General features: G+C 42.6%; 11 protein-coding genes, 3 tRNA genes and 1 pseudogene. 3 read left to right on the top strand and 12 right to left on the bottom strand.

What is annotated here, in order from left to right; translation table 11 throughout:
• Nucleotides 1–115 precede the first annotated feature (115 nt).
• The 11 genes and pseudogenes from LI82_RS12335 to LI82_RS01925 all read right to left on the bottom strand — a co-directional run bounded on the left by LI82_RS12335 (nucleotide 116) and on the right by LI82_RS01925 (nucleotide 9,136).
• Nucleotides 116–1,438 (bottom strand): PGF-pre-PGF domain-containing protein, encoded by a 1,323-nt coding sequence (locus LI82_RS12335; protein WP_052402656.1) that lies wholly within the window; start codon nucleotides 1,436–1,438, stop codon nucleotides 116–118.
• A 9-nt stretch (nucleotides 1,439–1,447) separates the two neighbouring features.
• The gene (locus LI82_RS01970) at nucleotides 1,448–4,267 is read right to left on the bottom strand and encodes a hypothetical protein (RefSeq protein ID WP_048193288.1); all 2,820 of its coding nucleotides are present in this window, start codon (nucleotides 4,265–4,267) and stop codon (nucleotides 1,448–1,450) included.
• Nucleotides 4,268–4,718: 451 nt separating this feature from the next.
• A pseudogene (locus LI82_RS13340) lies at nucleotides 4,719–5,047 on the bottom strand (transposase); the annotation flags it as partial.
• A gap of 174 nt (nucleotides 5,048–5,221) precedes the next feature.
• Nucleotides 5,222–5,309 (bottom strand) — tRNA-Leu (locus LI82_RS01960).
• Nucleotides 5,310–5,392: 83 nt separating this feature from the next.
• Nucleotides 5,393–5,480: transfer RNA gene (locus tag LI82_RS01955), tRNA-Leu, on the bottom strand.
• 83 nt (nucleotides 5,481–5,563) lie between these two features.
• A tRNA-Leu gene (locus tag LI82_RS01950) sits at nucleotides 5,564–5,651 on the bottom strand.
• Between the two features lie 54 nt (nucleotides 5,652–5,705).
• Nucleotides 5,706–6,509: a DNA-directed RNA polymerase subunit D gene (locus LI82_RS01945; RefSeq protein ID WP_048193286.1), complete on the bottom strand. Its 804-nt coding sequence runs from the start codon at nucleotides 6,507–6,509 to the stop codon at nucleotides 5,706–5,708.
• A gap of 23 nt (nucleotides 6,510–6,532) precedes the next feature.
• Nucleotides 6,533–6,913 (bottom strand): 30S ribosomal protein S11, encoded by a 381-nt coding sequence (locus LI82_RS01940; protein WP_048193285.1) that lies wholly within the window; start codon nucleotides 6,911–6,913, stop codon nucleotides 6,533–6,535.
• A 13-nt stretch (nucleotides 6,914–6,926) separates the two neighbouring features.
• Nucleotides 6,927–7,481, bottom strand: a complete 555-nt coding sequence (locus tag LI82_RS01935; RefSeq protein WP_048193284.1) for a 30S ribosomal protein S4 — start codon at nucleotides 7,479–7,481, stop codon at nucleotides 6,927–6,929.
• A gap of 12 nt (nucleotides 7,482–7,493) precedes the next feature.
• Nucleotides 7,494–7,940, bottom strand: a complete 447-nt coding sequence (locus LI82_RS01930) for a 30S ribosomal protein S13 (protein ID WP_048193283.1) — start codon at nucleotides 7,938–7,940, stop codon at nucleotides 7,494–7,496.
• Between the two features lie 293 nt (nucleotides 7,941–8,233).
• Entirely contained in the window at nucleotides 8,234–9,136 is a 903-nt protein-coding gene (locus LI82_RS01925) for a DMT family transporter (RefSeq protein WP_048193282.1), read from the bottom strand.
• A 107-nt stretch (nucleotides 9,137–9,243) separates the two neighbouring features.
• Here LI82_RS01925 and LI82_RS01920 point away from each other — a divergent pair, with 107 nt between their 5' ends.
• Entirely contained in the window at nucleotides 9,244–9,597 is a 354-nt protein-coding gene (locus tag LI82_RS01920) for a DUF5684 domain-containing protein (protein ID WP_048193281.1), read from the top strand.
• Between the two features lie 20 nt (nucleotides 9,598–9,617).
• Entirely contained in the window at nucleotides 9,618–10,283 is a 666-nt protein-coding gene (locus LI82_RS01915) for an HAD family hydrolase (protein ID WP_048193280.1), read from the top strand.
• A gap of 43 nt (nucleotides 10,284–10,326) precedes the next feature.
• On the opposite strand, the gene LI82_RS01910 is transcribed toward LI82_RS01915, so the two are convergent.
• A complete protein-coding gene (locus LI82_RS01910; RefSeq protein WP_048193279.1) occupies nucleotides 10,327–13,149 on the bottom strand; it encodes a M1 family metallopeptidase in 2,823 nt (940 codons plus the stop codon).
• Nucleotides 13,150–13,385: 236 nt separating this feature from the next.
• Here LI82_RS01910 and LI82_RS01905 point away from each other — a divergent pair, with 236 nt between their 5' ends.
• Entirely contained in the window at nucleotides 13,386–13,910 is a 525-nt protein-coding gene (locus LI82_RS01905; protein WP_048193278.1) for a DJ-1/PfpI family protein, read from the top strand.
• Nucleotides 13,911–13,923 lie beyond the last annotated feature (13 nt).

Raw genomic sequence — 13,923 nt, 5'->3', positions numbered from 1 at the left:
AGACCTGATATGAAGTATCGGACCGAGAGAATTGACGGCAAATTTAAAGAAAATGATAGATTTTATAAAAGTACCCACAAAAATAAAAAAAGAAGTGCAGTAATAATTACCGCACTTAGTCCTTTCTTCCAAATATGGCATAAACCATACCAAGAACACCGATCATAAGAAGTGAGCTGAACCCAGGTAAACCGTTAGTGGTTTCTGGCTCTTCTTCCCCATATGATGGATCATCAGCAGGAGTATCATCACCTGATGGAACTGGTTTTGTGTCCTGAGTAGTTTCCATTTCCACAGCAGATATCGCAAATGGTGAGAAACCGGTTGTCTCTGCCTCGAAGTAGAAGAATTCATCATCTTCATCAGTCAAAGTGGTTTCCAGTTGTTTCCATCCGCCATCATGGTGGAACATAGCTATTGCTGCAGGAGTTATACCATTGTCATTCATCCATTTTTTGCTTACTTTGAAACCGACAACAGGGTTTTCCATGTTGTCACTATTAAAGGCAGCATTGCCCATCCAGATGTTGAGGTATTTGTAGACCTTACCCGGTGCATCTTCATCCACAAGTGCAGAAGTGCCCTTCAGGATCTCAATAAGCGCCTTGATCTGTCCGGAATTGGTTGTTGCCTTAAACTGGATAAAGGTTATAGGGTTGTCACCATTACTAAACTCGTATCTGACATTTGAACCTGATGTTACTGTCTGAAGCTGAGCTTCCTTTGAAGCGATGTTCTCAAAGGCTTCACCTGTAGCACCACCGCCTCCGCCACCGGAGGAACCACTACTGCTACCGGAAGAACCGCCATTATCCCCATCTGCCTCAATCTGATAATTGAGTTGGTCAACATGACCAGGTGTGAATATGATCGTTTTTCGAGTATATGTAGCCCCATCGCCATCATCAACGTACATGTAGAGTGTGGAACCTTCAACAACTCCGGATATAGATACTTCGTAATACCCTGTGGAGTTAGTGAACTCAGAAGCGATAATAGTAGTACCGCCGTCCTTGAACTGAACTTCAGCACCATCTACTCCGTTGCCATCTGCATCAGTTATGTAACCGGATACTTCATGAGGGTCGTCTCCCCAGACACCATCCAATACATAATTGATCTCAGTTGTTGTAAATGCTTCAAAGGTAAATGATTCACCAGTGTCCCCACCTTCCACATACATGGAAACGAGTTCACCTTCATCAATTCCTGCTATGTCTACTTTATAGTGACCGTCTGCATCAGTAATTTTAGATGCCACCGTGTCGCCACCATACACGAATTGAACATTTACACCCTGGATCCCATTGCCATCTGTATCAATTATTTGCCCATAGACACCATGAGGAGACCCCGGAAATTCACCGGCTCCAGCCGCCATGGTTACACTGGCCAAAAAAAGAAAAATGGCAATGAGAACAACGTTTGTCGTTCTCATTTTTTCACCTTAGAGCCCGAACCAGTATCCGTAAGATGATCCTACAGAGTATCCATCTTCACAGTCCACATTGATCCAGTAAGCATTACCGGTGACAACATCGCGGTCATCATCAGAAAATGCATTAAGCTCCCTAAGACCAAGCTCTCCAGCAGTCCTCTGTTCATACATTACTGAATTAAGGCTAGCAGTATCAATTGGATTCATTGGCATAAGAGTTTCAAAAGCACCATAGGTGCACTGGTCATGTGCCTTGTAATGACCCACAAGGTTCCAGCCTTCATAGACAGTGGTCAATGCAGGACTTTCGAACTCAGCAGGATAGTTGTTTACATTCGGAGCAAGGATGAAATCATCAGTTGCAACAACGATGTATCCAACTCCACCTTCGACCTCAAAGCTACCATCAATTGAGAAAACCCAGCCATCCTGTGGGTTGTATGTCCATACAGACTCTACTGCATCGATATCCAGACCAACATCTGCAAGGGTTACAGTACCCTCATCAGCTATTGGGAAGGAGATAAAGTTGTAACCTGCTACAATCTCTTTCCTGAAAGTGTTGACTACTACACCGGAGTCACCATAGAGCACTGCAGCATTTCCTTCAGCATCCATCATGTTATTGATAGCGGTAATCTCAGGAGAGTCACCAGTCTGGAGCTGTCCATCGTAATCGAATGCCCATAAGGTTCCTTCATATGACGACATATGGATAATATACCCATCATAATACAGAGATTCGTATCCTTCTTTAAAGGAGACGTTTCCTTCAATTCCAGTTACATCTTCACTGAAGTTAACATCGATTTCGTATCCCTCGCATCCATAAGAGTCATCTGAATCGACATAAGCATACATCAATACTGGTGCTGCACCATCGGACTCTACAATACCTTCCTCATCGCAGAAAGCTCCGTTAAGCACATCGCCATCCAGATCTGCAACCTCTGGGTTAGGGATTGTAAGGTTTGGAAGTGCAGCTGTGTTGTCTGCAGCGATCTCATCGAAGTATACGAAGAGGTTTGAATCGTCTGCTGCCTCGCCGGTGTCCCAGCTGAGGATTGTGTGACCTTCAACATTCCAGTTGGTGATGTTGAGAGTGCTGTCATTGATAGCATCAATGAATGTAACGTTGTAACCATCGATCAGGCCATTGTAGTTTGCATCCATAGTGAATGCTTCCATAATCATTGGACCGCCTGCGTTGATGATGTAAGTAGCTTCATCTACATTCTCAAGACCAGCATTACCGAATTCATCTGTTGCGAAAACGCCTGTAAGCTGCGCATCCATGCTGCTTGTGTGACCTTCAAGTACAGTGTATGTTGCAGTCCAGGTTCCATCCAATTCTTCGGTCCAGACAAGTTCCACACCATTGAAGGTGGAAGTGTTGATGAAATCTACATCATCTTTAGTTGAAGGTGTTACAGTGAAGTTGATCCAGTCGTTCAGACCAAGGACATCTTCTGCAGGTCCACCATCATCATTGTATGCTATAGATCCAACAGAGATAATTGCAGGAGCTGCACCGTCTTCTTCCGTAATATTGTCATTTCCTACTGCAGCAATACCGTTGCCTGCAAGATCAGAGATTGCACCCTCAAGTGCTGTTATGTTTGGAAGAACATTGGTGTCATAAGAACCGCCCTCCTCAAAGATAAGATAAAGTATGCTGTCGTTTGCTGTTTCACCAGTATCTCCACCAAGTACAGAGTAACCAGCAACAGCACAATCAACATAGCTATAGTCATTGACGGCTTCACTAAAAATGATCTTGTAAGCATCGATCTTACCATTGTTGTTAAGATCACATGTTGTTGCGTTGAGGACTACCGGTGCGTTAGCATCGATTATCTTCTGGACATCTGTGATATCTACGTTAGCAGCTGTGTTGCCTTCTGCATCAGTTACATTGATGTTGAAGAGCTGGAGAGGAGTTGTCTGATCTGCATCGTCAGCACCTACAGTGTATATTGCAGTGATAAGACCTGAAAGTTCATCCTGGTACCAGACAAGCTCAGCGCCGTTGTAAGTAGAAGAACTTGCATTTGCTTCAGCTTCAGCAAAAAGCTCAACATCCATAGAATCTACGAGCTCTATTGTGAAAGTGATTGAGTCACCAGTTCTAAGAACTCCTTCCTCGGTAGCATCAGAGTAAGCATCAGCGATAACAGGAGATACACCATCAATTCCTATTATTTCTCCCAGAGCGAGGTCGTTGCCGTGAAGGTCATCAACTTCACCTACTGTTTCCAGGTATGGGGTTGAACTGGTATCGAATGCATCAGGATCTTCTGTGAAAGTCATATAAACAACAGTTTCAAACTCTGCATAGTCAAGAGAATAAGAAGTACGACCATCATAATTGAAATCCCATTTGTCTGTTGTCACAGAGGTAAGATCAAGAGGCTCGGTGAAGATCATGTCATATCCATCGACCTTGTTGTCACCATCTCCATCCACAGTAGTTGCGGATAAAAGGACAGGTGCAGCACCATCGAACTCCTCGACATCAATGCCATCTACTGTTAACGCAGGAAGAGCACCGGTGTCATAGTCTTCAATTTCTGTTAAATTGAGGATTACAGATACAGATCCATCTGTCACATTGCCCTCAACAGTATATCCTTCAACAACACATTTGGAGTCGTTGAATTCGGTAATTCCAATATCAAAAGTGATATCATATGCATCTATATGACCATTGCCATCTGCATCCATAGTGGTAGCACTAAGCACCACAGGATCAGCAGCAACAGCTGTGCCTGCAAGCAACAGGCACACGAGCAAACCGCTCATTATTGCTAAAATATTTTTATTATTCATTAAGTTCACACATCCTTCTAACAAAGATTAGCTGTACTATTCAGACATAAATCGCAGTAATTACATTTAAAAGTTCCTATATATAAAAATAAAAAACGTATATACAAGATTTAAAAAATTAGCGACTAATATAAATAACATAGATATAAGTAGCTGAATAAATAAGAAAAGTAATTAATGATACTAATATATACAAATATACTAATGCATATATAAATGATTTAGAAGTACATATAAAACAAGTATATCACAAGAAGCATTGTGAAAGCACACATCGCACAAAAGTGATGATCTTGAACCACTAAAATACTATACTTTTAAGATAAACAAGTATAATTAGAATTATAGTAGATGAAAATAATATTAAAAAAATCGAACATGATATACAGAAGTACCATTTTGTATTACAGTATCCAGAATATGAAAAAAATAAAAGTATTCAGTCTACTTTTTAAATATACATATTAAAACTGTTGTCCCCTTTAAGATCGTGCGAGTAAACTGAGTTACCAGCCATCAAGAAAAACATCATATCCACATACACCCCAGTCTTCACCCGTACGACCCCTTAAAAGAAAGTTAGATCTGTTCTTTAACCCTTCAACACCACCATTACGAATACTTTGCTTAATTGATTCCAAAATTCCATGAGAATTCTTTTTTATTATCTTTGTTAACGTGATAACGTCATTGATATTGCTGTGTGTTCCCCCAATAATACCATTTTTCAAGAGATTGTCTTGCCACACCCACATTTTTAATTTCCCACAAATGTTGAAGTCCAAATATTGGAAAATAAAAATATTAATTACCCACCCAATGTTGAGGAGGTCAAATTGAAACAAAAAATCCATCCAAAAATAGATAATAAAGTAATATTCAAAATTACTAATAATAGATAAAGTAGACTCCAAGCCATTAAAAAGATGTGTAGTAAACGAGAGAATATGAAAATGGTGCGGGAGGTGTGATTCGAACACACGAACTCCTACGAGACTAGGCCCTCAACCTAGCGCCTTTGGCCTGGCTGGGCAACCCCCGCAAAGTGGTTGTTGTTAAGTTATCGAGTTACCATACTGAAAGATCTCAGGACCGTATTGTTCCAGTCTTTACCGGAAAGTAGTATGGTGCGGGAGGTGTGATTCGAACACACGAACTCCTACGAGACTAGGCCCTCAACCTAGCGCCTTTGGCCTGGCTGGGCAACCCCCGCAAAGTGGTTGTTGTTAAGTTATCGAGTTACTATCCTGAAAGATCTCAGGACCGTATTGTTCCGGTCTTTACCGGAAAGTAGTATGGTGCGGGAGGTGTGATTCGAACACACGAACTCCTACGAGACTAGGCCCTCAACCTAGCGCCTTTGGCCTGGCTGGGCAACCCCCGCACGCGGGATGCTTATGAAATTAAATAAAGTAAAAAGGAAATTGGCATTTCCAATTTACAGTGTATCTAAGATGCCCTGCATCTCAGAGGCTTTTCCCTTAATCGTATTCACTGCATTTAAGATTAACTGTTGAGCAGTGTAGGAACCATCGGATTCCATCGTGAAAATGAAAGATCTTTCATCCACACCAACGGTAATAGCATCTATATCACATGAATCCTGACATAATCTGCATAATGAGCACTTGAGAAGATCATCTTTGGAGATCTCAGCAGTCTCTTCACCTAGCTGAATTATGTTTCTTGGGCATGCGTTGACGCATATGCCGCACCTGTCACATCCCTCAAAGGTTATAACTGGCATGTTCTTATAGCCGCAAGCAACGCCTGCCTGCCATTTTGCATGCTCGTTTCCATAACCCATGTGAGCAATTGCCTCAAGCACAACCTTCTGGCCGGTCCTGAGATCAATTATAGGGATATTCTTGTCTGCTGGTTGTACGTTAGGGTCAGATGAAACAATGTCACCGGAATGAACGATGACCTGCCCCTCTTCACCTGCTTCGGCGCTGAGAGTCAGAGAGACAGTACATGCAGGACAGCCATTACCTTCACAGGTACACTTATCCTGCGGCACAAAGTCCTCAAGACTGGATGTGAGGGGGATCAAACCCAACCTCAATGCCAGCTGCTCGTCATACAGAACAGAAGTATTATTATAGATATTCACGTCATCGATCGCTAGCGTCGGTACATCGGCAAGCATTGCCCTACGGACACCATTTGCAAAAGCTGCAGTAGTGTCTGATAAAATGAACTTTGCTGACCTATCGGATAACTCAAGTATATCTATTTCCATTGGAAAACCTCTGTTCTTTGTGATTATACACGCCTTCCGCCTTTTGGACGAGTTCCATCATGGGGTACTGGTGTAACGTCTTCGATCCTTCCGATCCTGACGCCTGCTCTTGCAAATGCCCTGATCGCGGCCTGTGCGCCCGGACCCGGACTTCTCTGCTTGTTTCCTCCAGGTGCCCTTACTTTGATGTGAACACCCTCGATACCCTTGTCTTTAAGAATATCTGCAAGCTGGCTTGCCATCTGCATAGCAGTGTATGGGGAGCTTTCATCCCTTGCTGCCTTTACAACCATTCCACCAGAGGATTTTGCGATGGTTTCTGCACCGGTGAGATCTGTCACGGTGATGATCGTGTTGTTAAATGAACATTTGATGTTTGCAACACCCCAGATTCCGTTTGCCATATTTTACTCCTCCTTATTCCTCAACGAGTGATGATGCGATCTGTGCAGGTCTTTCAGGGTGAGCTTCCTTGGAAATAGGTGACTTACCATAGTAGTCGATTGTCATTTCCTGCTCCTTTGTGACCATCATACCAGGCACAGTTACCCTCTTCCCATCTATAGAGATGTGACCGTGGGTGATGAACTGCCTTGCCTGACGTGCAGTGCGGGCAAGTCCAAGCCTGTGGACCTGTGTCTGAAGTCTGCGCTCCAGAATAGCCTCGGTCTGAAGACCAAGAATATCATCAATGCTGGAATCAGATTTCAGAATTGAGTATCTGATGAGTTTTGCAAGGATCTGATCTGCTTCGGTCTTTGCATGACCGGTAAGATCAGCTTCTGCAGATTCAGCAAGAAGACGCCTTGCGTCTGCCCTGAACCTTCTCAGTACACTGTGTGATTTCCAAAGTTCCCTCTTGTTACGGAGACCATACTTTTTGACGAGCTCAACCTCGCTTGCCATCCTAGCAGCCTGCCAGGGGTGCTTTGGTGTATCATAAGATTTTGTGCTTTTACCAGGATATACCATATTGCATCACCTTTATTTCTTCTTCCTTACACCAATGGTGCTACCACGTCTTCCAGTGGACTTGGTTCTCTGTCCTCTGACCTTAAGACCTCTCTCATGTCTGAGACCACGGTATGCGCGTGCCTTCTTAAGGTTGTTAAGGTCTTCCTTCAGGGTCATAATGATATCCTGACCAAGAAGATGCTTGTTGTCCCCGGTTGTTGGGTCTCGCTGCCTGTTGAGCATCCATACAGGAAGGTGCTGCTCGAACTGCGCAATTGCAGTATCAAGTTTTTCAACGTCCTCATCAGGAAGGTAACCGATCACTGCATTTGGATCGACACCAGTACTATCTACAATAACACGAGAGGCTCTTAACCCGATACCACGGATACCGGTCAATGCGTACTTAACCCGCTGGCTTCCCTGCAGGTCAGTATTCATTATACGAACCAGATGTCTAATTTCTTCGTCTGCCATATAATATCCTCCTTAAGGGTGTAAATAACACCCCGTAGCCTCGGAACACATTCGTTCCGACACAGCCATGTGGCTTTTTAAATTTTTATTAATTCAAAAGCGACTCCGCTGAATATACAATTTCTGGTATATAACATTATTTATTGCAATTCTTTGGCATGTTCAATAAGTGCATTCCATACCAAATAATACCAGAATATGACTAACAAATAACAATATCATATATAGCCATGTCGAATCCCAGCATAAAATCCAATTAAAATTCCAATATCGAAACCCATATAACCAGAATTTCAAGTCCCAAATTCAAGATATTTTCCAAATGAAATATGTTCAGTAACGGCAAGGAGAGCACCTGCAATAATGAACATACACCCAACTACCGTTTCGGCAAAGATCGCATTATGAAGAATAGTATAATCAAAAAAGATACCACTAACCGGTTCCAACATTGCAAGTATGCTGGCAGCCTGGGTCCGAACCCTTGAAAGGCCATTGAAATACAGAACACCACTGATACTTGTATTCACCAACCCGAAAAGCAGGAGCATCAGGAAGTTCTCCCTAAGTATCGGAATAGACACCGTGGGGGCAAATGGAATAAGCACAACGACACAGAAGGCAGTTGCCCAGAAAAACTGTGAAAAGCCGGAATACTCATCCCTGACATAACGGGCGGTCATGATAATGCAACTAAAAGAGATTCCCGACAGAATACCAGCCAAAATCCCGATAAAATGAATATCCCCGATACCAGAGCGAATAAACGTTGCAGGATCCACAATAAGGAATATCCCGATCATGGACAGGACCAGTCCGACAAGACCAGACCGTGTCAGCTTCTCCTTGAGTACGATTGGAGACAATAAGGTCACATACATAGGTGCAGTATATAGTAAGAGTATTGCTATTGAAAGCCCTGAATAAATGATACACGTAAAATAGAAAGATATGGTCATAAGCTTGAAAACGCCAAGAAGCATAAGATGACGCCTTTTCCCACCCAACCTCAGGATCCCTGTCTTTCCGGTAAAGTAGAGATAGCACAGCATGAATACTATACCTATCAAAAGTTTGTAAAATATGATCGGCAGAGTACCCATATCATGTATGAAAGCAAGAAATACGCCCACCATCCCATATATTATACACCCGGAAGTGATCTCCAGATAGCCCCTTATCGGTGCTGAACCCATAATCGTTCATATAGAATACACACTATATAGAACATCTCCAGTATCGCTATTATCACCAGTATGGATAAATACAACATCTGACAATTTATTGAATATAGGTGAATGATATGGATATAGGATTACTATTCCCGGGATTTGGTATCTCACATTTGTTTGCAGCTTTATTTTTCTACATATACTTCGCCTATTCATTACAGGTTATTGCTACAAAGACACAGACAGCAAATGTATGGATGGCATGGATACCGATACTGAACCTTCTACTGATGGTACGAATATGCAGACTATCAGGTATAGCATTGATACCATTTTTCATACCTTTTATAAACATCATTTATGCTGCCTACATCTGGGGAGAAATAGCATATGCAGTCAACAAGTCACGATGGTTGGGACTTGTCATATTAGTACCAATTCTTAACTTGGGGTTACCCGGATATCTTGCCTTTTTCGAGTATTGAAGTGGAGGAAATCCTGCCCCATGAAAAGGAACATAAAGGCTGTCCTTTTTGATATGGACAACACCCTATTTGATTTTCTTGAAGCTAAACTTACTGCATGCAAAAAAATGGTAAAGCACCTCGGTGCAGGAGATCCGGAAGCCATGCTCAGATATTTCCTGCGAGGCACTCCCGGTTTTGAAGATCTTGAGAACATTAAGGACTACCTTCAGGACAATGGGCTTTACTCCGAAGATAATTATGTGACCTGTTGCAGGATCTACGAAACCATAAAGCTGGAAGCTATTGTGCTCTATCCCGGAGTGAAGCATACACTTAAAGTCCTGAAAGAAGAACGAATTTCTCTGGCACTTGTCACTGATGCCCACTCCCACAATGCCACTAAAAGACTGGAAAGAATGCAAATAATAGAATATTTTGATTTCATTGTGACCAACGATATGACAGGCGCTAAAAAACCCGACCATAAAGTCTTCCATTTTGCACTTGACCTTCTGGAAGTCAAACCATCACAGGCAATCTTTGTAGGAGATAGCCCTCATCGTGATATAGAACCTGCAAGACAACTAGGAATGATAACTGCTTACGCTGCTTATGGCGATCGTCTGCACCATTCAAATGAAGTTCAAGCAGACATAATATTGTCAGGAATTACGGATGTTCTGGACTTTGTCCACATAAATTAAAAGAGCAAGGAGAATATTCCCGAATTCTCCTTTTAATTAGCCATCAAATTGCTTTGATCTTACCAAACTGTGCCTCATAAACTTCCACTGCATTGGGTGCACCTTGTAACAGCTTTCTGATCCTGTTGTAGACACTTGGAACTTTCTCTGCATCAAGGCTGTCAAGCATCTCTGCAAGTATTGAGACCAAAGGCACATGATATTCATCTTCCATCAGGTCGATGTTAGCAAATACATTGAGAAGATTTGTAGTGCTATACTCATTAACTGCTGCAAGTTTAAGCAGAATGGATCGAAGAAGTTCACGCCCACCTTCCGTCTGCAGGGATATCTTCCGGTTCCTTCCAAAACCACCATATAGAGCGCGCTGATCATTGGCCTGCTCAATGCGGAAGGACTCTGAAGCCTCAATGTTCTTCACAAGAGAAACAGCATCGGAACTACTATTTCCTGCAACTATTGAAAGGAAAGCTTCCCATGCAACAAGGTTCTTCCTGGATTCTTCCATGAAATTCTCCAAAAATACCATCTTGTCCTCAGCAGAGCTGTTAATGTAGCAGTCAAATGCTACAAGCCGGTCACTTGCACATGATGCTTCAACAAACTGCTTATTGCATAACTGATGCACAAATGGAGTGTCAAGGGTAGCAAGGATTCGCAACACAGTGTTCTTCACCTGACGTGCTTTAATAACACGAGCATACTCTTCAAGCGTATCATCCTGCGGTATCGACACCTTCAGGTACTTGTGGTAAAGATTCAGGAGGGATACTGTGTTATTTCTTGCAATGCCTTCAAGGATACGTTTTTTCACATCATAGAGCATCTGATAACGATGTGCTAATCTTTCATCTTCAACTGATTCAAAGATGGCAAGGAACTGACCACCCACCTCTTCCATCAAGACATCATCACCAATGAGGTCATTGAACAGTTCGATGAACATTTCAGATACTTTTGCCTGAGGATCAGCAAGCAATCTCATTTTCTCCCTGTCCACAAGTGTATAGTAGGCAATGAAACGGTTGATCATATCGCTGTCCTTCCTTACCTGCAGAAGAAGTTCTTCATCAGAAACCTCACGAATGACCTTCCCATAGAAGGAATAGCCACGATTTACAGATACAAATGCAGGCGCTTCAACGTTCTCTATGGCAATATTAGCATCCTCGGAAGAGATCCATTCATTAATTTCCACAATATCATTTCCATCTCCATCCACCAAAGCTGCGACAAAGGGGAACTCCCAATGCTTTCCACCCTCCGGAATTTCCTGATGGATATCCAGTGTAAAGAACATGCTTTCCGCATCATAAGAAGTATCAATTTGAACCATTGGGAATTTTGTCTGTGCTAGCCATGTTTCCGACATTTCGGAAAAATCCATTCCGGAAACTTCTTCCATGGTCTTTAACCAATCAGAACCTTTTGCATTAGAATGGCTGAACTTGGTATGATAGATATCAAGAGCACGGGCAAAATTTTCCTTGCCCATAAGGGTTTCAAGCATTCTCACGAATTCAGGAGCTTTTACATACGTTACCGCTGTGATCAGGTCATTGGGATCATTGAAGCCTTCAGGAACAATGGACATGGAAGCAGCACCACTGTCAAGCGCAAAGGTACCTACCCCGGGCGCCAGAAGATCAAGAACGTTGGACAAACGACTGTAGTTCTCTCCGAAGACAAATGCATGGAACTGATGCTCGATGTGAACGGTCACTGCTTCGTTGAGCCATATCTCGAACGGACTCCAGCCTGTGACCTCCGAACCATTTATATTATGATAATATTCATGGACCTTGACACGCACCATATACTCAAATGAGGGATCAGTGGTTTCCGGATATGGCATGATACGGTTGGTCGTGATCGTGGTGTTGCCAACATTCTCCATACCGCCAAAATCAGAGTTTTGCATACCGATCTCACGATAGACAGTACCTGTATATTTGTACCCCATCGTAAGAGAGCTGTCGAGCTTTTTGAGCTCATCCCGTAAGAATACCAGATCATCGGACTTCCCTTCAGCCTTGAGAGCATCGCGGACCCGGATCAGATCATATATCTCCTTCCTTTTATCAATGTCAGTGTACTGCTCAGGACCTGTGAAAAGGTAAGTCCACATCACTGAATCATAGAGTACATCCAGTGCCTTTTCTGCTGGATAAACATCAGATTCCGGCGGCACCAGCAACTCAAGATCGAAAGTATGCCCATCAGGATACTCGAACTCCCTTGTAAATGTCCGGTAAGTTCCAACCCCGAGGAAGAAAAGGTAAGTTGCCATTGGTGTAACGGAATTGTCATAGACGATCCTGGCCCTGCCATTACCAACGGAATTTTTTTCCTCCACAACATCACCGTTGGTTATGAGATTGGTATAACGCTCGTCTGCGATGATGGTAGTAGTATAAGTACATTTAGCGGTCATGTCATCGATGCATGGAACGATACGCTGGAATCCCCACTGCTGGCATTGTGTTATCTGTTGTGGCGGTGCCCCTGCAGGAGTCTCGTCATAATAAAGACCTTCAAGGATGTTCCAGGTCGGTTTGCATATTGTTTCCGTATGGATCACAATTTCTGTGTCTGCCGGAACCTGGCAGCCGAATTCAATTGAGAGAATGTATTCATCTGCCTTGTAATCGTAAGAAACATCATATTCTTTGCAGCTAATTTTTTTGATATCGAGATCACGGCAGTTAAGATCAAGTGATGTTATCGGCTTTCCAAGGGTTCTGACCTTGAGATCCGAACTCACATAAGTGTGATCATCATAAACATCGAACAAAAGGTCCATATGAATGACCTTTACTGTCAGTTCTCCAAAATCCTCTGGATAATATTTGTAGATACGCTCCATTCTTTCACACCTAGTTTTCTAAAGTACTGTTAGCTTATACACTTTTCTAAAGAAGAAAAAAAGGAGAAAGAGAAAGAGAGTATGAAAATGGAGAGGAAGGTAAGGTGGAGATGGATGATAGAAAGAAGAAAAGCCGAAGGAAATTCGCCATTGATTTATAAGATAGTGAAGGAACATTATGTCAACAGCTACAGTTCTTAAAATGATAATATCAGAAATATCCAGAAGGTGATCAAATGACAGACCAGAAGAAAATACTCATGATAGTTGCACAGGAAAACTTCAGGGACGAGGAATTCTTTGAACCAAAGGAAGTGTTTGAGAAAAATGGTGCTAAGGTCACCGTTGCCAGCAACACAACGAAAAAAGCAAAAGGAATTCTCGGAGGAGAGGTGAAACCTGACCTCAGCATCTCTGATGTGAACATAGACGAATATGATGCCATATCCATCACAGGTGGCGGAGGTTCCAGACAATACCTGTGGGACAACAAGGAACTGCAGGATATTGTAAGAAAAGCAAAGGATCAGGGCAAGGTCGTTGCTGCAATATGCATATCCCCTGTCGTACTCGCAAATGCCGGTGTTCTTGAAGGAAAGAAAAGTACGGTTTTCAAGAACGATGAGACAGTTAGGATACTTAAGGAAAGGGGAGCTAAGCACAAGGATAAAGGAGTGATCTCAGATGGAAAGATTGTCACAGGAAGAGATCCTAAAAGTGCTAAGGAATACGGAAAAGCAGTCCTTAAAGCCATCAATTAAAAAAGATAGATAA

Origin of the sequence: Methanococcoides methylutens, assembly GCF_000765475.1 — an archaeon.
GTDB classification, from domain to species: domain Archaea; phylum Halobacteriota; class Methanosarcinia; order Methanosarcinales; family Methanosarcinaceae; genus Methanococcoides; species Methanococcoides methylutens.
Note: the sequence above shows the minus strand (reverse complement) of the source record. Positions and strands in the feature narration are given on the sequence as shown.

Coding starts and splice junctions, on each gene's coding strand:
- LI82_RS01915 (WP_048193280.1), top strand. CDS start 9,618: ATGAAAAGGAACATAAAGGCTGTCCTTTTTGATATGGACAACACCCTA.
- LI82_RS01930 (WP_048193283.1), bottom strand. CDS start 7,940: ATGGCAGACGAAGAAATTAGACATCTGGTTCGTATAATGAATACTGAC.
- LI82_RS01920 (WP_048193281.1), top strand. CDS start 9,244: ATGGATATAGGATTACTATTCCCGGGATTTGGTATCTCACATTTGTTT.
- LI82_RS12335 (WP_052402656.1), bottom strand. CDS start 1,438: ATGAGAACGACAAACGTTGTTCTCATTGCCATTTTTCTTTTTTTGGCC.
- LI82_RS01925 (WP_048193282.1), bottom strand. CDS start 9,136: ATGGGTTCAGCACCGATAAGGGGCTATCTGGAGATCACTTCCGGGTGT.
- LI82_RS01970 (WP_048193288.1), bottom strand. CDS start 4,267: ATGAATAATAAAAATATTTTAGCAATAATGAGCGGTTTGCTCGTGTGC.
- LI82_RS01910 (WP_048193279.1), bottom strand. CDS start 13,149: ATGGAGCGTATCTACAAATATTATCCAGAGGATTTTGGAGAACTGACA.
- LI82_RS01945 (WP_048193286.1), bottom strand. CDS start 6,509: ATGGAAATAGATATACTTGAGTTATCCGATAGGTCAGCAAAGTTCATT.
- LI82_RS01940 (WP_048193285.1), bottom strand. CDS start 6,913: ATGGCAAACGGAATCTGGGGTGTTGCAAACATCAAATGTTCATTTAAC.
- LI82_RS01935 (WP_048193284.1), bottom strand. CDS start 7,481: ATGGTATATCCTGGTAAAAGCACAAAATCTTATGATACACCAAAGCAC.
- LI82_RS01905 (WP_048193278.1), top strand. CDS start 13,386: ATGACAGACCAGAAGAAAATACTCATGATAGTTGCACAGGAAAACTTC.